This is a genomic window from Inquilinus ginsengisoli (assembly GCF_050434925.1).
GTDB classification, from domain to species: domain Bacteria; phylum Pseudomonadota; class Alphaproteobacteria; order DSM-16000; family Inquilinaceae; genus Inquilinus; species Inquilinus ginsengisoli_B.
This window is the reverse complement of sequence record NZ_JBNDJK010000001.1, coordinates 2,064,676-2,082,012: the sequence shown is the minus strand read 5'-3', so window position 1 is coordinate 2,082,012 and position 17,337 is coordinate 2,064,676. Positions and strand designations below refer to the sequence as shown.

Here is a 17,337-nt window from a genome sequence, read left to right as displayed (position 1 = left end):
CCAAACGTCCGCTGCGCTCCGGTTCTCGAAACCACCGCCATCCGACTCACGCCAGCGCATTTCCAAACGGTCTCTCAGCTCGGCTTGGCGTCCGATGCGGGGGCCGGGGCCGTCGTGGTCGTCGTTGGGGCGCTCTCGGCCTTGGCATTGCGCTCGATGCAGCCGTCACCCTGGGCCAGGGCGGTGCCGATGGTGGCCAGCAGGGCGAAGCCGGCCAGGACCGGAACGGGGAGTCTGGTGATCACGACACGTCTCCTGTGGTGGTTGCACGATCGAAGCCTGGGGGCCGGCTGTCGCAGAACCTTGTCCGGCGGCCCCGGGCTTTGTCGCGAGCCGTCTCGAAACGGCCCGCTGACACGGTTTGATACAAATTCCCGGGCCGGCTCAGCGGCCGGACAGGTAGGCGATGATGGCCGCACGCTGCGCGGCGTCGGCGAGGCGCACCGTCATGCTGGTGCCGGGCACCGCCTTGCGCGGATCGGCCAGGAAGCCGTCGAGCGACTGGGCGTCCCAGGTGATGCCGGAGTCGCGCAGGCCCTGGGAATAGCGGGCGCCCTCGACGCTGCCGGCCTTGCGGCCGATCACGCCGGCCAGGCTGGGGCCGGCCCGGTTCTGCCCGGGCTCGAGGCTGTGGCAGGTGGCGCAGCGGGTGCGGAAGGCGCGCTCCCCCGCCGCGGCATCCTGCGCAGCGGCGGGCAAGGGGGCGCCGAGCAGCGCCGCGAAGGCCAGCAACATGGCCGGACGGGCCAACGTCATCACGAAACAGCTCTCCGTTCTGTCGGGGATCAGGCGTGGCCCTGCGGCCGCGGCGCGAGGATGAAGGGGTTGGCGGTCTGGTCCGGGGTCACGGCCTGGCAGAGCTCGGTCCCGGCGGCCGGGCCGGACCCGGGCATCCCGACCGAGCGGTACACGGGATCGCCCATCGGCTCGTGGCCGATGATCGCGGCGACGCCGAGGACGGCCATCAGCCCGCAGGCGGCCAGCCAGCCGGCCGCGACCTCGTTCCAGCTGAGGACGAGCCGGTCGACCGGCGGGCTCCAGCCGGGCTCGATCCACTCGGGGTCGATCGCCGGGCCGGCGGCGAGGGCGGCGCCCGCCGCGGCGGGCCGGATCTGTGTCGCGTCATGCATGGGGTTATCCCTTTCGCTGATGCACACACCATGCCGGCCGCTTGTCGCAGAACTGTGCCGCTGGGCCGGCGGGTTTGTCGCGGAATGTCGCGGCCGGGACGGGCCGCACAGTTTGATACGATTTTCCCGGAGGCCGGCTCAGGCCAGGGCGGCGGCGCGGATCGCCAGGCCCTCCGCCCGGCCGGGGATCTCGGCGCTGTAGACGACGGGAAAACGGGCCAGCCGGCGCTCCGACGGGGCATGGTCGGCCACCGCCCGGAACAGCTCCTCCGAGACGATGATGTCGCTGTGCCGGGTCCGGGTCATCCGCTCCAGCCGATGGGCGACGTTCACCGTGTCGCCGAAGGCGCCGAGCTTGTCGTGCCCGGCGGCGCCGACCCGGCCGATCATCACCGCGCCGGCATGCAGGCCGACCCCGATCCGAAGGGGCAGGCCGTCGCGCTGCGCCTGGTTCCAGTCGTCGATCGCCTCCAGCATGGCGAAGCCGCAGCGCAGGGCCGCGCGGGCTGCGGCAGGGGCAGGCCCGCACCACACCGCCATGATGCCGTCGCCGATCGGGTCGCCGATCACCGCGCCATGCTCCGCCACCGCCACCGCCATGCGCTGGTGGAAGCCGGACAAGAGGGCGAAGGTGCCCGCCGGCTCCAGCGTCCGGCACAGCCGGGTGAAGCCGACGATGTCGGCGAACAGCACCGCGGCGAAGGCGGAGCGCGGTGCTTCGACCCGATCCGACACGCGGCCGGCCGGGCGCAGCGCCGGCAGGCGCCCGGGCCTGTCATGGCTGTTCTGTCCGATTGCCCACATGGCTGCGACCATCTCTGTTACGCTGATGGAGGCACTATGGCGGGCAACTGTCGCAGGGATCTGTCGCCGGACCGGGTTTTGAGTCACGGAGTGTCTCAAACCCGCGATTCGAGACAATCTGATACAATTTCCTGCGCGGGGTCCTGCGCCGTTTTCGGTATGTTCGACCGTGGAGCGCACCATGGAATCCATACCGCACATCGCCGTCGTCGACGACCATCGCGACATCCGCGACCTCGTCGGCAAATACCTGTCCCAGCACGGCTACAGGGTCAGCGTCGCCGAAAGCGCGGCGGCGCTGCGCCGCATGCTGGAGCGCAGCGCGCCCGACCTGATCGTGCTCGACGTCATGATGCCGGGCGAGGACGGGCTGTCGCTGTGCCGCTATCTGCGCGGCACCGGCGAGGTGCCGGTGATCCTCCTGACCGCGATGGCGGAGGACACCGACCGCATCATCGGGCTGGAGATCGGCGCCGACGACTACCTGACCAAGCCGTTCAACCCGCGCGAGCTGCTGGCCCGGATCAAGGCGGTGCTGCGCCGGGTGCACAGCCTGCCGCCGCAGCGCGGCCGGCTGAAGGCCAAGGCGCTGCGCTTCGACCGCTGGCTGCTGGATGTCGGCCGGCGCGAGCTGGTCGGAGAGGACGGCGTGGCGGTCGCGCTCAGCACCGCCGAGTTCCGGCTGCTGAACGCCTTCCTCGACCATGCCGGCCTCGTGCTCAGCCGCGACCAGCTGCTGGACCTGACCGTCGGCCGCGCCGCCGACAGCTTCGACCGCAGCATCGACAACCAGGTCAGCCGCCTGCGCAAGAAGATCGAGGCCGATCCCAAGGTGCCGGCCCTGATCAAGACCCATTGGGGCGGCGGCTACAGCTTCGTGGCGGAGGTCGAGCCGGCATGAGGCGGTGGTGGACGCACAGCCTGGCGGCCCAGTTCATCGGACTGATGCTGCTGGCCCTGGCCCTGTCGCAGGGCATCGGCTTCCTGATCTCCTGGGACGAGCGCGGCCAGGCGCTGAAGGCCGCCGCCAAGAGCGAGTTCTTCAGCCGCACCGCGTCGCTGGCCCGGCTGCTGGAGGCGACGCCGCCGGCGCTGCAGGACGACATCCTGAGCGCCAGCGGCACCTCCTACAGCCGCTTCTGGGTGTCGCCCGACGGCCCGGGCGACTCCACCGCCTGGCGGCGCGAGGCCTGGACCCAGCTGGCGAAGCCGCTGCCCAGCCTGACGCCCTGGGGGCCGAAGGCCCCGAAGCAGGACAAGGACAAGCCCGGGGCCCGGCAGGAGTCGGCGCAGATCCTAGGGATCGGCACGGCCACGGCGGCCGTCACCACGCCCTGGACGGACGTGCCGGCCCATGCCTGGCCGCTGTCGCGCCCGGCCAAGTTCCTGTATCTCGACGAGGCCTATGGCATGGGCCTGTCGGCCCAGCTGGACGGCGGCGGCTGGCTGAACAGCGCCTATGCCAAACCGACCGGCAATTCGTTCTGGACCAACCAGGCGGTGGTGTCGGTCGCGGTCACCGCGGTCATGCTGTCGGTGTTCGGCATCATCGTCGCCCGCGGCATCGCCCGGCCGATGCGGCGCCTGGCCGTCGCCGCCGAGGCGCTGGGCCGGGGCGAATCCGTGGCGCCGCTGCCGGAGGCCGGGCCGGACGATATCCGCAACACCGCCGAGGCCTTCAACCGGATGCAGGAGCGGCTGCAGCGCTTCGTCGAGGATCGCACCCGCATGCTGGCGGCGATCGGCCACGACCTTCGCACGCCGCTGACCACCCTGCGCCTGCGCGCCGAGTTCGTCGCCGATGCGGAGGAGCGGGAGAAGATGCTGGCGACCATCGCCGAGGTCCAGAAGATGACCGAGGCCACGTTGGCCTTCGCCCGCGAGGAGGCGACGGCCGAGGGCACCCGCGCCGTCGACCTGCCGGCGCTGGTCGAGAGCCTGTGCGACGACCTGGCCGAGCTTGGCCGGGACGTCACCTTCATCGAAGGGCCGAAGATCAGCTATCGCTGCCGGCCCGACGCGCTGCGCCGCGCCGTCCGCAACCTGGTCGAGAACGCGGTCCGCTACGGCGAGCGGGCTCGTGTCCGTGTGGCGCGGAGCGGCGACGGCGTCGAGATCGTGATCGAGGATGACGGGCCGGGGATCCCGGACGGCGCCGCCGAGCAGGTCTTCGCCCCGTTCTTCCGGATCGAGAACTCGCGCAACCCGGAGACCGGCGGCGTCGGCCTCGGCCTGTCGATCGCCCGCACCATCGTGCGCCATCATGGCGGCGACATCGCCCTGGCCAACCAGCCCAGGGGCCTGCGCGCCACCATCAGCCTGCCGCGGGTGGGATAGGGCCGCCTGGACGGCCCCATCCCACGCCACGATCAGTGCTTGGCTTTGCGGCTCGCGGCCCGGCGGGACAGCATGTTCAGCCCCTCGACCAGGGCCGAGAACGCCATCGCGGCGTAGATGTAGCCCTTCGGCACATGTGCGCCGAAGCCTTCCGCGATCAGCGTCATGCCGATCATCATCAGGAAGCCGAGCGCCAGCATCACCACGGTCGGGTTGGCGTGGATGAAGCGCGACAGCGGATCGGCGGCTGCCAGCATCACCGCCACGGCAAAGATCACCGCGATCACCATGATCGCCACATGATCGGTCATGCCGACCGCGGTGATGATGCTGTCGAGCGAGAACACCAGGTCGAGCAGCAGGATCTGCCCGATCGCCGCGCCGAAGCCCAGCGTCGCCTTGGCGCTGCCGAAGACGTCGTCGGCCGGGACCGGGTCGACGCTGTGGTGGATCTCCTTCGTCGCCTTCCACACCAGGAACAGGCCGCCGCCGATCAGGATCAGGTCGCGCCAGGAGAAGGGATGGCCGAGGACCTCGAACACCGGCTCGGTGAGCTGGACGATGATCGAGACCGTGCCCAGCAGGGCCAGGCGCAGGAACAGCGCCAGCCCGATGCCGATCCGGCGCGCCTTGCTGCGCTGGCTTTCGGGCAGCTTGTTGGTCAGGATCGAGATGAAGATCAGGTTGTCGATGCCGAGCACGACCTCCATGACGACGAGGGTCGCCAGGGCGATCAGGGCGGTCGGGTCGGAGATCCAGGAGAAGTCCACGAGAGGTCCCTCGGAGTGGTGGGGGATGGAGGATCCGGCGGCGCCGGGGCGTGCCGTCTCACTCGAACAGCGGCCGCTCGGTTTCCGGCCGCGCCAAGGCGTGCCGGGCGAGTTCGAGCGGCAGCAGCCGGGAAAAACCCTCGTGCTTCAGCAGCCGCTGTCGCGGCACAGCACTGGCCGGCTCGTCGTCGGCGATCGGGATCGTCGACCGGCGCGTCAGGTCAGTGGATGGCATTGCCCCCTCGTCAAGAGCCCCGACATGCGTCGGCGCCGTCGTCCAACTGGCCGTTCAGCCGCGACAATTCAAGATGGGCAGCATAGCGCAGCCCCCGATCCGTCGTCTTGAGCTCCTTTCGCGGCGATTGACATGAACGTACCAGTTAGTACATTTTCGCTGAAAGATGCACCGGCACAGCTGTCCATGACCCATATCCGCCCCACCACCCTTCGCGTCGGCCTGATCGGCGCCGGCATCCAGGCGTCGCGGACGCCGGCGATGCATATGCGCGAAGGCGCGGAGCAGGGGCTGCGCTATGAGTACGAGCTGATCGATCTCGAAGCGCTCGGCCGTGGGGTCGAGGCGCTGCCCGAGCTGGTCGCGGCGGCGGAGCGGCGCGGCTTCGCCGGGCTCAACGTCACCCATCCCTGCAAGCAGGCGGTGATCCCGCTGCTGCACGCGCTGTCCGACGACGCGCGGGCGCTGGGTGCCGTCAACACCGTGGTGTTCGAGGACGGCCGGCGCACCGGCCACAACACCGACTGGTGGGGCTTCGCCGAGAGTTTCCGGCGCGGCCTGCCGGATGTGCGCAAGGACCGCGCGATCCAGCTCGGCGCTGGCGGCGCGGGGGCGGCGGTGGCGCATGCCGCCCTCACCCTCGGGGTCGGCTCGCTGGCGATCTTCGATGTCGACCAGGGCCGGGCCGAGGCCACGGCCGCCGGCCTGTCCGCCCGGTTCGGGGCCGGGCGCGCGGTGGCCGGCACCGACCTTCCCGCCGCCATGGAAGCGGCGGACGGGCTGATCCACGCCACCCCGACCGGGATGGCGAACCATCCCGGCCTGCCCTTGCCGGCCGAGTTGCTGGCGCCGCGGCACTGGGTGGCCGAGATCGTCTACTTCCCACTCGAGACCGAGCTGCTGCGCATCGCCCGCGCCCGCGGCTGCCGCACCCTCGACGGCGGCGGCATGGCGGTGTTCCAGGCGGTCGAGGCGTTCCGGCTGTTCACCGGCATCACGCCGGATTCCGACCGGATGACCCGGCACTTCGCCTCGCTCGGGCCGGGGTAGCAGCGGGCGCGACCGCCGCCCCGCCCTGCAGCAGGCTGATGACGGCGTCGCCGATCATCCGCCGGTGCGTCTCGCGCAAGCCCGGCTCCGACAGGTCGCGGCGGAAGATGGTGCCGAAGGTGTGGCGGTTGGAGACGCGGAAGAAGCAGAAGGCGCTGATCAGCATGTGCAGGTCGACCGGGTCGATCCCGGCCCGGAACACGCCCGCCGCCTGCCCGCGCTCCAGGATCGCGGCGATGGTCTGGACGATGCCGAGATTGGTGCTGCGGATCGAGGCGGTGTGGGCCAGATGCTCGGCCCGGTGGATGTTCTCGATGCTGACCAGGCGGATGAAGTCGGGATGCGCCTCGTCATAGTCGAAGGTGAATTCGGCCAGCCGCCGCATCGCCTCCTCGGGCGGCAGATCCTCCAGATGCAGCTCGGCCTCGGCGGTGCGGATGTCGGCATAGGCCTTCTCCAGCACCGCGTGGTACAGCCCCTCCTTGCCGCCGAAATAATAGTAGATCATGCGCTTGGAGGTGCGGGTGCGCTCCGCGATCGCATCGACGCGCGCGCCGCTCAGCCCATGGGTCGCGAACTCCTCGGTCGCGACCTCGAGGATATCCTGCCTGGTGCGCTCGGGATCGTTCTTGCGGGCGGTCTTCCGCTCCGCCGCGCCCGACTTCGTCCTGCCCGCCATCTCCTGGCCCGCTCCCCGCACCGACGCCGCCACCGATCGGCGGACGGTCTACTTCTCCGGAACTTCGCGACCGCGAACAAGCGGTTTTCCATCCGATTGTTGCCGGACCGCGTCGAAGACTTGACTATACGTACCAGTTCGTACATTTCTGAGGAAGAAGAATTCGGAACCGGCGAAGCCGCGGCCGGCGGCCACCACAGGGAGAGCCCGATGCGTCTTGCCGTCGAGAGCTATTTCGCGCTGCTGAAGCTGCTGATGGCTCTGCTGCTCGCCGGCATGGTGGTGCTGGTCTTCGGCAACGTCGTGCTGCGCTACGCCTTCAACCAGGGGCTGACCGCGTCGGAGGAGCTGTCGCGGCTGTTCTTCGTCTGGCTGATCTTCCTCGGCGCCGTGGTGGCGCTGCGCGAGCGCGGCCATATCGGCGTCGACACGCTGCTGCGCCGCCTGCCCCGGCCGGCGGCCAAGGCCTGCCTCGCTTTGTCCGGCGCGCTGGCGCTGCTGGCGATCTGGCTGCTGCTGAAGGGCAGCGTCGAGCAGGCCGTGATCAATCTGGACGTCGCCTCGCCGGCCGTGGGCTATCCGATGGCGCTGATGTATGGCGCCGGCATCGCCTTCGCCGTGCCGGCCGCGATCATCATCCTGGCCGATCTCGCCCGCCTGCTGCTCGGCCGGGCCGGGCCGGAGGAGCTGATCCTGGTCCGCGACTCCGAGGAGCTCGCCGGCCTCGACGCGCCCGCGGCCCCCCGAACTGCCAGGAAGCGCTGAGCCGTGGTCGTCGCGGTCTTCCTGTCGTCGCTGCTCGGCACCATGGCGATCGGCATGCCGATCGCCTTCGCTCTGATCCTCAGCGGCGTCGCGCTGATGATCCATCTCGGCTTGTTCGATTCCCAGATCGTCGCCCAGAACGTGATCAACGGCGCCGACAGCTTCCCGCTGATGGCCGTGCCGTTCTTCATGCTGGCCGGCGAGGTGATGAACACGGGCGGCCTGTCGCGCCGCATCGTCGACCTCGCCATGGCGCTGGTCGGCCATATCCGCGGCGGGCTCGGCTTCGTCGTCATCCTGGCCGCCTGCCTGCTGTCCAGCCTGTCCGGTTCGGCCCTGGCCGACGCCGCGGCGCTGAGCGCCCTGCTGCTGCCGATGATGCTGAAATCGGGCCATGGCGCCGCCCGGTCCGGCGGGCTGATCGCCTCGGCCTCCATCATCGGGCCGATCATCCCGCCCAGCATCGGCTTCGTGCTGTTCGGCGTGGTCGGCGGCGTCTCGATCACCAAGCTGTTCCTGGCCGGCATCGCGCCCGGCCTGATGATCGCCCTGGCCCTCTGCGTCGCCTGGCTGCTGGTGGCCCGGCGCGAGCAGATCGACCTGCCGCCGCGCCGCAGCGGGGCCGAGCGCCTGCGCGCCCTGATCGACAGCCTGTGGGCGATGCTGCTGCCGGTGATCATCGTCGTCGGGCTGAAATTCGGCGTGTTCACCCCGACCGAGGCCGGCGTCGTCGCCGCGGTCTATTCCCTGTTCGTCGCCATGGTGGTCTATCGCGAGCTGGGGCCCGGGCAGCTGTTCGACGTGTTCGTCTCGGCCGCCAAGACCACCGCCGTGGTGATGTTCCTGGTGGCCGCCGCCGGCGTCTCCGCCTGGTTGATCACGGTCGCCGACCTGCCGGGCCAGCTGGCCGCCATGCTGGACCCATTCATGGACAGCCCGATCCTGCTGATGGCGGTGATCATGCTGCTGGTCATTGCCGTGGGCACCGCCATGGACATGACCCCGACCATCCTGATCCTGACGCCGGTGCTGATGCCGGTGATCAAGCAGGCGGGCATCGACCCGGTCTATTTCGGCGTGCTGTTCATCATCAACAATTCGATCGGCCTGATCACCCCGCCGGTCGGCACCGTGCTGAACGTCGTCTGCGGCGTGTCGAAGCTGTCCATGGAGGACCTGATGAAGGGCGTCTGGCCCTTCCTCCTGGCCGAGCTGGCGGTGCTGGCCCTGCTGATCCTGTTCCCGGAGCTGGTGATGGTTCCGGCCAAATGGCTGGCCCGATGACCGCGTCGGCCGACACCAACGAAGTCGAACAATCCTTGGGAGGATGACCATGTCCAGGACCCTGACCGGCCTGATCGCCGCGCTGGCGGCGGCGCTGCTGCTGGCCCCCGCGGCACAGGCCGAGATCCGCGAGCAGCACATCAAGTTCGCGGCGGCGAACAGCAAGGGCCATCCCCAGGTCATGGGCATGGAGAAGTTCACCGCCATCGTCGCCGAGAAGAGCGGCGGCAAGATCACGGTGCAGCTGTTCCCGGGCGGCACGCTGGGCGGCGACGTACAGACCCTGTCCGGCCTGCAGGGCGGCATCGTCGAGATGACCGTGATGAATGCCGGCATCCTGACCGGCAACGCCCCGGCCTTCGGCGCGGTCGACCTGCCCTTCCTGTTCGACACGCCGCAGGAGGCCGACGCGGTGATGGACGGGCCGTTCGGCGACCACCTGCTGAAACTGCTGCCCGAGAAGGGGCTGGTCGGCCTGGCCTATTGGGAGCTCGGGTTCCGCAACCTGACCAACAACCGCCACCCGGTGGCGAAGGTCGACGACATCAAGGGGCTGAAGATCCGCACCATCCAGTCGCCGATCCCGATCGCTGTGTTCAACGCGCTCGGCGCCAACGCCGTGCCGATGCCCTATCCCGAGCTGTACGGCGCGCTGGACACCGGCACCGTCGACGGCCAGGAGAACCCGTCGGCCAACATCCTCAACGCCAAGTTCTACGAGGTGCAGAAGTACCTGACCCTGACCCGGCACCAGTACAACCCGCAGATCGTCCTGGTCAGCAAGACCTTCTGGGACAAGCTGAACGACGAGGAGCGGGCGGTGCTGCAGTCGGCCGCCACCGAGGCGCGGGACTATCAGCGCCAGGTGTCGCGCGAGGCCGACGCCAAGGCGCTGGACGAGATCCGCGCCAACGGCATGGAGGTCACCGAGCTGCCGCCCGACGAGGTGGCCAAGCTGCGCGCCGCCACCGCGCCGGTGGTCGAGGAGTTCCGCCCCAAGATCGGCGCCGACACCATCGCGCTGCTGCAGGCCGAGCTGGACAAGCTGCGGAAGAAGTGATCAGTGCCGGGAGGTCGTTCCGATGAAGACGTCGATCGCCACCGTGTCCCTGAGCGGCGACCTGCGCGACAAGCTGGAGGCGATCGCTGCCGCCGGCTTCGACGGCGTCGAGATCTTCGAGAACGACTTCCTGTCCTTCGACGCGGCGCCGCGCGAGGTCGGGCGGATGGTGCGCGACGCCGGGCTGGTGGTCACCACCTTCCAGCCCTTCCGCGACTTCGAGGGCATGCCGGAGCCGCAGCGTACGCGCGTGTTCGATCGCGCCGAGCGGAAATTCGACCTGATGGCCGAGCTGGGCGCCGAGCTGCTGCTGGTCTGCTCCAACATCTCGCCGGCGGCGCTGGGCGGCATCGACCGCGCCGCCGCCGATTTCCATGAGCTGGGCGAGCGGGCGGCGAAGCGCGGGCTGAAGGTCGGCTTCGAGGCGCTGGCCTGGGGCCGCCACGTCAACGACCACCGCGACGCCTGGGAGATCGTGCGCCGCGCCGACCATCCGGCCATCGGGCTGATCCTGGACAGCTTCCACACCCTGTCGCGCGGCATCGACCCGGACAGCATCCGCGCCATCCCGGCCGACAGGATCTTCCTGGTCCAGCTGGCCGACGCGCCGCGTCTGGAGATGGACCTGCTGTCCTGGAGTCGGCATTTCCGCAACCTGCCGGGCCAGGGCGACCTGCCGGTGACTGCCTTCACCGAGGCGGTGGCCGCGACCGGCTATGACGGCGTCTATTCGCTGGAGATCTTCAACGATCATTTCCGGGCCGGATCGGCGCGGTCGGTCGCGATCGACGGACGGCGGTCGCTGCTGCAGCTGGCCGACACGCTGGAGCGGCGCAAGCCCGCCGCCGAGCGGGCCGGGCCGCTGCTGCCGGAGCGCGCCCGCTGCCTCGGCGTCGAGTTCGTCGAGTTCGCGGTCGACGAAGCCGGCGCGATCGAGCTGGAGGCGCTGTTCGCCGGCCTCGGCTTCGCCCGGCGCGGCCGGCACCGGTCGAAGGACGTGACCCTGTGGGCGCAGGGCGGCATCGCCCTTCTCGTCAACCGCGAGAAGGAAGGTTACGCCCATGCCGCCTACATCATGCACGGGCCGGCGGCCTGCGCGATCTGCCTCAAGGTCGACGACGCCCGGGCGGCGACGGCGCGGGCCGGCGCCTTGCTGGCGACCGGGTTCCGTCAGGAGATCGAGCCGGGCGAGCTGGAGATCCCGGCGATCCGCGGCGTCGGCGGCAGCCTGATCTATCTCGTCGATTCCGGCAGCGATCTGGCGCGATGGCGCGAGGTCGACTTCGTCCCGGTCGAGGACCCGGCGCCGGAGGCCGGGCTGGCGCGGATCGACCACCTGTCGCAGTCGATGCAGTATGACGAGATGCTGTCCTGGCTGCTGTTCTACGGCGCGATCTTCGATCTGGCGAAGACGCCGGAGCTGGAGATCCCGGACCCCGCCGGGCTGGTGCGCAGCCAGGTGGTGCAGAACGCCGAGGGCACGCTGCGCATCGTGCTGAACGCATCCCAGAGTCACCGCACTTTGTCGGCCCGGTTCCTGTCGGAGTTCTTCGGCTCCGGCATCCAGCATATCGCGCTGGAGACGGACGACATCTTCGCCGCCGCGGCCCGGATGCGGCAGGCCGGAGTCGAGTTCCTGCCGATCCCGGCCAATTATTACGACGACGTCGAGGCCCGCTTCGGGCTGGAGCCGGATCTGCTGGACCGGCTGCGCGAGGCCGGCATCCTGTATGACCGCGACGGCGGCGGCGGCGAGTTCTTCCAGCTCTACACCACCAGCTTCGCCGATCGCTTCTTCTTCGAGATCGTGCAGCGCCGGTTCTATGCCGGCTTCGGCGCCGCCAACGCCCCGATCCGCCTGGCGGCCCAGACGCGCCTGGCGCCGGACGTCACCATGCCGCGGATTTGAGGCATGATGTTGAGGTTGGATCGATCCAGCACGATCCGCAGGAACAACGGCCGTCCTCGCATTGCCTCTTCCGCAAGCGAGACCTTTTCAGAATTCGATCACCTGAACCTGCCCCATGCCTTCCACTCTCCCCCTCCCCTCGCGGGACGGGAGCCGGCGTGGAATTACCAGGATTTCTGCGGGGCCTGCGGTGACGCTCAACACCAATTCCATTGGCTGTGCCAAACCCCTCCCCCTACCCCCTCCCGCAAGGGAAGGGGGAGGATAAGGGGGATAGGCCGCCCCCGGCTTCAGCAATCAGAAAAGGTCCCGCAAGCGGGAGAGGCAACGTTGTTTCGGCGCAATGACCTGAGATGATCTGCCCTCAAGGCGGCACTACTTGATGTCGCTCTTGTCGAGCTTGGGCCAGTTCGCGTTGGCCTTGGCGATATAGCCCTTGGGATCCTTCGCCCAGGTGTCGCGGACGCCGAGGTCGTAGTTCAGGTACAGCCGCCCGTCGACGATCGACCAGGCCTCGGGCTCGATCTTCACCAGATAGCCGCGCGACGTGCCATAGGCGCAGAAGCCACCGAAGGCCGGCATGTACTTCTCCGGATCGGCCTCGAACAGCGCCTTGTCCTCGGCGCTGGCGAACCACCAGGTGGCGCCGGCGTGCTGCGCCGCGAATTCGGGCTTGCCCTGGCGCGGACCGCCTTCACGGAAATAGGCGACAGGGTCGTAGCCGCGGATCGCGACATGGTCGGCCGGCGCCCCCAGCGTGTTGACGGGTTTTTGGGCCTCCTGTGCGTGGCCGGACAGGGGGACGATGCAGGCCAGCGCGGCCAGCGCCAGCAAAGTGCGTCGGAACATAACGGGCTCCTTTCAGGGATTGCGGGGTCACTGGGCCAGCAGCGCGGCAGCGCGCAGCCGGGCCAGTTCCTGCTCCAGCTCGCGGATGCGCCGGTCCTTGCGGGCCAGCTCGCGGGCGACGGCTTCGTCGGACCGCTTCGGGTCCTCGGGTCGAGTGCTCGGGGTCATGGCAGAACCTCGCTGGTGATCGGGGTTGCGGGCAGGCCCAACGCGGCCAGGGCGCCGTCCAGCCAGCCGGCGCGCACCTCATGCCCGCCATCGTGCAGGCACAGGGTGATCTGGCCGCGCTCGCAGCCCTGCGCCTGGGCGCAGGCGATGCCGGCGATCGTCATCGGCGTGTCGGCACCGAGCCGGCAGCCGGCCCGCGCCTCCAGCACCGCCAGGCTGAGGAAGGTGTCGCCCTGGTGCCAGCGGTCGCCGATGGCGCGGCCGGCCAGCGGGAAGGTGCGGTCGGCGCGGCCGTGGAAATGCACCAGCGGCGGCGGCACGGCCCGGCAGTCCGACGGAAGCGGCAGCGGGTCCCAGAACACACCGGAGAAGGTGACGGCGCCTGCCACCCGGTCACCGAGATGGCAGGCCACATACCAGGCCATCGACGCACCCTGCGAGAAGCCGCCGACCACCACCCGGTCCGGGCCGAAGCCGAAGCGGCGCTGCAGGTCGTCCAGCACCTCGCCGGCGAAGCGGGTGTCGTCGCGGTCATGGCTGGGCGAGCCTGCGAAGGACCAGGTGTGGTTGATCCCGTCCGGGGCGGCGAAGGCCAGGCCATGGGTACGAGCGACCGCGATCAGCTCGGCGGCGCGCATCTGGTCGGCGGCCGACCCCTCATAGCCGTGGAAGAACAGATAGACCCCGGCCGGCGCCCCACCCGGCGGCAAGGCGATGCGGTATTCGCCGTCGGCGACGCGGCACGGCACGTCGCCGCCGCAGGCTGCTGCCGCCGCGCCTGGCAACAACAGCGCGGCCAAGGTGATCAGGGCAGGCCGCATCATGCCGGCACCGCCGCCGGCCGGGCCGGCACTGCCTTGAACCAGGCGACGGCATAGGCGACCGCGACCAGCACGCCGAAACCGGCCAGATTGGCGGCCGCCACGGTGAGCGGATCGCGGCCGGTGTGGTCGAGCGCCATGCCCAGCAGCTGGGCGGTGACCATGCCGCTGACGAACACCGCCAGCGTCTGCTGCCCGACCTTGGAGATGACGGTGACCGACGCTCCCTTCAGCCGCGCGCCGCCGGGACCGACCAACTGCACCGCGAGATAGGCCAGCGCCAGGAAATGCACCAGGCGCAGGATGCCGAAATGGGTCTTGTCGGTCAGCGGCGCCAGGGCCCGGGCCCAGCCGCCGAAGAAGGGCGAGGCCTCGATGATGCGGTACCAGGCGAAGGGCACGGTCGCCACGACGAAGATCACGGCCAGGCCGATCAGGGTCCAGCTGAAGCCCGGCGCCGGCAGGGTACGGCGCATCAGGAAGAAGCCGAGATAGAACAGCAGCTGCCAGCCGAACGGGTCGAAAAACCAGCTGCGGCCGGACCAGGGCTCCGCCGGCAGGTCCAGCAGATGCGCCTGGGTCATGCCCCAGATCGCGGCCATCAGCACGAAGGGCAGAACCTTGTGCAGCCGCTCGGCCAGGATCATCGCCGGCATCAGCGCCAGGATGACCAGGTACATCGGCAGGATGTCGAAGTAGTTCGGCACATAGGCCAGGGCCAGGAACCGCGGCAGCAGGCCGATCGGGTCGGCGAAGAAATGCGGCAGGTTCAGCTCGACGATGTAGCTCTCGCCGCCCGGCCGGGTGCCGGCCGCCGCCACCAGCGCGGCGATGACGACGAAGACCGCGACATGGATCCAGTAGATCTGCCAGACCCGGCGGGCGACGCGGCCGGTGCCGCGGGCGAAGCCGTCGCGGTCGAACACCCGGCCGAAGGCGATGGCCGAGGCCATGCCGGACAGGAACACGAACATCTCGGTCGCGTCGGAGAACCCGAACCGCGCCGGGATCCACAGGATCCACTGGTTGTCCGGGATATGCGCGGTCAGGATGATCAGCATCCCGAGGCCGCGGAAGACATCGAGGCGCGGGTCGCGCCGGGACTTGAGCCCGGCAGCGCTGGACAGCGCCTCGCGCGCCGGCGGCTCAGAAGGCCTGGTGATATGCATCGGCGTCGAACCTGCAGGCGATCAGGGTGAAGCGGTCGCGGTCCCGGGCGGCGGCCAGCTCGGCCGCCAGCTCAGGCGCGCCGGCGACGGTGCGGCCATGGCCGCCGAAGCCTTCGGCGATCGCGGCGAAATCGGTCAGGCCGAGGCCGACGCCATGCGGCGCCAGGCCGGCCGAGCTCTGCTTCAGGGCGATCAGGGCCAGGCTCCGGTCTTGGAACAGCACGATGGTGACCGGCAGGCCGAGGTCGCGCAGCGTCGCCAGCTCGCCGATCCCCATCTCCAGCCCGCCATCGCCCATCACGGCGACGATTCGGCGCGCCGGGTCGGCGACCTTGGCGCCGATCGCCAGCGGCAGGGCCGCGGCCATGGTGCAGAAACCGGCTGATTGCAGCAGCGACAGCGGCCGCCGCGCGAGCCATTTCTGCGACAGCAGGATGCGGTGGGCACCGGCATCGACAGTGACGAGGTCGCCCTCGCCCACCGAGCGGTTCAGCACCTCGATGATCGCATGCGGGCCCCAGTCGGCCGGGGCGGCGAAGCGCTCGACCAGCGCCGCCCGGGCCGCGGCGGGCTCGCCGCCGGTCCAGGTCTGCGTCGCCTTTCCGGCTTCCACATTGCCTCTCCCGCTTGCGGGAGAGGTCGGAGCCGCGCCAGCGGCTCCGGGTGAGGGCTCTTTGTCGAGGTCTGGGCCAGCCCTCACCCGGTCGTCCTGCGGACGCCCGACCTCTCCCGCCAGGCGGGAGAGGCCACGCGAGACATCGTCGCCTTCCTCGCGATCGTCGCCAGTCCAGGAGGCGTCTGTCTGGATCGCCTCAATCAGAGCGGCGACAGCGGCCGCGGGGGCGGCCAGCAGGCGGGTGCCGGCATGGTGCATGGCGTGGTCGGCCGGGGCGGCGGTGATCTCGACGACCCGGTCGGGATCCGAGACCGGATCGAGCCAGCCGAGCCGCATCTCGATCGGGTCGTAGCCGACAAACAGCAGCAGGTCGGCCCGCTCGAACAGCGGCAGCAGCACCGCATCCGCCAGCGGCGACAGCCCGGCGCCGCCCAACGCCAGGGGATGATCCTCCGGCACCAGCCCCTTGGCCTTGTAGGTGGTGACCACCGGCGCGCCGAGCCGCTCGGCCAGGCGCAGCAGCGCCGGGCCGGCGCCGCCCTGCGCCGCCTCGAGTCCGGCCAGGATCAGCGGCCGCCGCGCGTGGGACAGCCGGTCGGCCAGCGCCGCGATCGCCGGGTCCTGCGGTCCGATCGCCGGGCGCAGCACCGCCGGCGGTGTGACCACCTGCGGCGCAGGGTCGGTCATCGCCGCCACCGCCGGCGACAGGTCGAGATGCACCGGCCCCATCGGCTCGGCCAGCGCGGTCGCCAGGGCCCGGGCCACGGTCGGGCCGGCGCTCTCCGGCTCGATCTCGAAGCTGGCCTTGACCAGCGGCCGCAGCAGCGCGGCATGGTCGATCACCTGATGGGTGTAGCGGGCGCGGGTCGGCCGGTCGACGATGCCGGAGATCACCACCAGCGGCACATGCTCCTGCGCCGCGTCGGCGATGCCGTTGACCGCATTCGCCAGCCCCGGGCCGACGGTGGCGACGAGGAGACCGGGCGTCGCGGTGGTCACCGAAGCGCCGGCGGCCATGATCGCCGCAGCGGTCTCGTGCCGGGCCAGATGGAAGCGGATTCCCGCCGCCTCCAGCCCGTCGATCAGGGTCACGACCTCGCCGCCCGGCATGCCGAAGGCGTGACGGATGCCATGGGCATGCAGGGTGGCGGCGATCGTGTCGGCGATGCGGGTCATTTACCGGGCGCTTTCAGCGGGTTGGGACTCGCGGAAGCGTACGACGAAGGCGACGACCAGGCCGAACAGGATGTGGCCCACCAGCGAGGCCCAGGTCAGCGGGATGAAGCCGAGGAAGGCGGGCAGCCCGGCGATCAGATGCGCCATGACGTAGAGGGCGAAGATCCACAGCCCGATGCCGAAGCCGATGCCGGGTCAGAGCCAGCGGCAGCTGCGGCACGATCCGGCGCTGCAGCGGCCGGGCGATGAACAGATAACCGATCGGGTAGAACACGATGCCGGTGATGGCGTGGATCAGCTCACCCGCCGCCCAGCTCTGGAAGCCGAACACCGACTGCACCAAAGCTGCCGGCTCCAGCGGGCCGCCGACCAGGAAAGGCGTGATGCCGCGGGCCCAGACCTCCCAGGTCAGGTCGGCGGCGATGCCGGCGAGCAGGATGGTCGGGACGAGGCGGCCGGTGACCGCGGGAAACAGCGGCATATCGGATGTCTGGGTCATGGTCATGATGGGATCT

At 70.2% G+C, this 17,337-nt stretch carries 20 protein-coding genes; 7 read left to right on the top strand and 13 right to left on the bottom strand.

Features of this window, described 5'->3' with window-relative positions:
* Positions 1-74 precede the first annotated feature (74 nt).
* The 4 genes from QFZ27_RS09920 to QFZ27_RS09905 form a co-directional block, all read right to left on the bottom strand.
* On the bottom strand, positions 75-245 hold the full coding sequence (locus QFZ27_RS09920; RefSeq protein ID WP_429226108.1) for a hypothetical protein: 171 nt from the start codon (positions 243-245) through the stop codon (positions 75-77).
* 139 nt (positions 246-384) lie between these two features.
* Complete coding sequence (locus QFZ27_RS09915; protein WP_429226107.1) at positions 385-756, bottom strand: c-type cytochrome; 372 nt, start codon at positions 754-756, stop codon at positions 385-387.
* 29 nt (positions 757-785) lie between these two features.
* Complete coding sequence (locus QFZ27_RS09910) at positions 786-1,130, bottom strand: hypothetical protein (protein WP_429226106.1); 345 nt, start codon at positions 1,128-1,130, stop codon at positions 786-788.
* Positions 1,131-1,268: 138 nt separating this feature from the next.
* Positions 1,269-1,934, bottom strand: coding sequence for an adenylate/guanylate cyclase domain-containing protein (locus QFZ27_RS09905; protein ID WP_429226105.1), 666 nt, complete (start codon positions 1,932-1,934; stop codon positions 1,269-1,271).
* A 181-nt stretch (positions 1,935-2,115) separates the two neighbouring features.
* Between QFZ27_RS09905 and QFZ27_RS09900 the strand changes: the two genes are divergently transcribed.
* On the top strand, positions 2,116-2,835 hold the full coding sequence (locus tag QFZ27_RS09900; RefSeq protein ID WP_429226104.1) for a response regulator: 720 nt from the start codon (positions 2,116-2,118) through the stop codon (positions 2,833-2,835).
* Positions 2,832-4,271 (top strand): sensor histidine kinase, encoded by a 1,440-nt coding sequence (locus QFZ27_RS09895; RefSeq protein WP_429226102.1) that lies wholly within the window; start codon positions 2,832-2,834, stop codon positions 4,269-4,271. The genes QFZ27_RS09900 and QFZ27_RS09895 overlap by 4 nt, the downstream gene beginning before the upstream one ends.
* Before the next feature lie 32 nt (positions 4,272-4,303).
* Here the strand turns inward: QFZ27_RS09895 and QFZ27_RS09890 are convergent, their stop codons facing one another.
* Positions 4,304-5,041 carry a TerC family protein gene (locus QFZ27_RS09890; RefSeq protein WP_429226101.1) on the bottom strand — a complete coding sequence of 246 codons (738 nt, stop codon included), beginning with the start codon at positions 5,039-5,041 and terminating at the stop codon, positions 4,304-4,306.
* Between the two features lie 58 nt (positions 5,042-5,099).
* Positions 5,100-5,276: a hypothetical protein gene (locus tag QFZ27_RS09885; protein WP_429226100.1), complete on the bottom strand. Its 177-nt coding sequence runs from the start codon at positions 5,274-5,276 to the stop codon at positions 5,100-5,102.
* A 186-nt stretch (positions 5,277-5,462) separates the two neighbouring features.
* Here QFZ27_RS09885 and QFZ27_RS09880 point away from each other — a divergent pair, with 186 nt between their 5' ends.
* A complete protein-coding gene (locus QFZ27_RS09880) occupies positions 5,463-6,326 on the top strand; it encodes a shikimate dehydrogenase (RefSeq protein WP_429226099.1) in 864 nt (287 codons plus the stop codon).
* Here the strand turns inward: QFZ27_RS09880 and QFZ27_RS09875 are convergent.
* Positions 6,271-7,005, bottom strand: coding sequence for a TetR/AcrR family transcriptional regulator (locus QFZ27_RS09875; RefSeq protein WP_429226097.1), 735 nt, complete (start codon positions 7,003-7,005; stop codon positions 6,271-6,273). The genes QFZ27_RS09880 and QFZ27_RS09875 overlap by 56 nt on opposite strands.
* Before the next feature lie 210 nt (positions 7,006-7,215).
* Here QFZ27_RS09875 and QFZ27_RS09870 point away from each other — a divergent pair, with 210 nt between their 5' ends.
* From QFZ27_RS09870 to QFZ27_RS09855, 4 genes are read left to right on the top strand one after another with little or no spacing between them, the layout of a single operon-like run.
* Positions 7,216-7,770: a TRAP transporter small permease gene (locus QFZ27_RS09870; RefSeq protein ID WP_429226096.1), complete on the top strand. Its 555-nt coding sequence runs from the start codon at positions 7,216-7,218 to the stop codon at positions 7,768-7,770.
* Positions 7,771-7,773: 3 nt separating this feature from the next.
* On the top strand, positions 7,774-9,054 hold the full coding sequence (locus tag QFZ27_RS09865; RefSeq protein ID WP_429226095.1) for a TRAP transporter large permease subunit: 1,281 nt from the start codon (positions 7,774-7,776) through the stop codon (positions 9,052-9,054).
* Between the two features lie 49 nt (positions 9,055-9,103).
* Entirely contained in the window at positions 9,104-10,114 is a 1,011-nt protein-coding gene (locus tag QFZ27_RS09860; protein ID WP_429226094.1) for a TRAP transporter substrate-binding protein, read from the top strand.
* 22 nt (positions 10,115-10,136) lie between these two features.
* On the top strand, positions 10,137-12,023 hold the full coding sequence (locus QFZ27_RS09855) for a bifunctional sugar phosphate isomerase/epimerase/4-hydroxyphenylpyruvate dioxygenase family protein (protein ID WP_429226093.1): 1,887 nt from the start codon (positions 10,137-10,139) through the stop codon (positions 12,021-12,023).
* Between the two features lie 375 nt (positions 12,024-12,398).
* On the opposite strand, the gene QFZ27_RS09850 is transcribed toward QFZ27_RS09855, so the two are convergent.
* From QFZ27_RS09850 to QFZ27_RS09825, 6 genes are read right to left on the bottom strand one after another with little or no spacing between them, the layout of a single operon-like run.
* Positions 12,399-12,872, bottom strand: a complete 474-nt coding sequence (locus QFZ27_RS09850; protein WP_429226092.1) for a YHS domain-containing (seleno)protein — start codon at positions 12,870-12,872, stop codon at positions 12,399-12,401.
* A gap of 27 nt (positions 12,873-12,899) precedes the next feature.
* Positions 12,900-13,040, bottom strand: a complete 141-nt coding sequence (locus QFZ27_RS09845) for a hypothetical protein (protein WP_186002360.1) — start codon at positions 13,038-13,040, stop codon at positions 12,900-12,902.
* Positions 13,037-13,864 carry a CE1 family esterase gene (locus QFZ27_RS09840; protein WP_429226091.1) on the bottom strand — a complete coding sequence of 276 codons (828 nt, stop codon included), beginning with the start codon at positions 13,862-13,864 and terminating at the stop codon, positions 13,037-13,039. The genes QFZ27_RS09845 and QFZ27_RS09840 overlap by 4 nt, the downstream gene beginning before the upstream one ends.
* Positions 13,861-15,030, bottom strand: a complete 1,170-nt coding sequence (locus tag QFZ27_RS09835) for an OpgC family protein (protein ID WP_429226090.1) — start codon at positions 15,028-15,030, stop codon at positions 13,861-13,863. Before QFZ27_RS09835 ends, QFZ27_RS09840 begins: the two co-directional genes overlap by 4 nt.
* Complete coding sequence (locus QFZ27_RS09830; RefSeq protein ID WP_429226089.1) at positions 15,008-16,822, bottom strand: thiamine pyrophosphate-binding protein; 1,815 nt, start codon at positions 16,820-16,822, stop codon at positions 15,008-15,010. The genes QFZ27_RS09835 and QFZ27_RS09830 overlap by 23 nt, the downstream gene beginning before the upstream one ends.
* Before the next feature lie 13 nt (positions 16,823-16,835).
* A complete protein-coding gene (locus QFZ27_RS09825; RefSeq protein ID WP_429226088.1) occupies positions 16,836-17,327 on the bottom strand; it encodes a hypothetical protein in 492 nt (163 codons plus the stop codon).
* Positions 17,328-17,337: the final 10 nt, after the last annotated feature.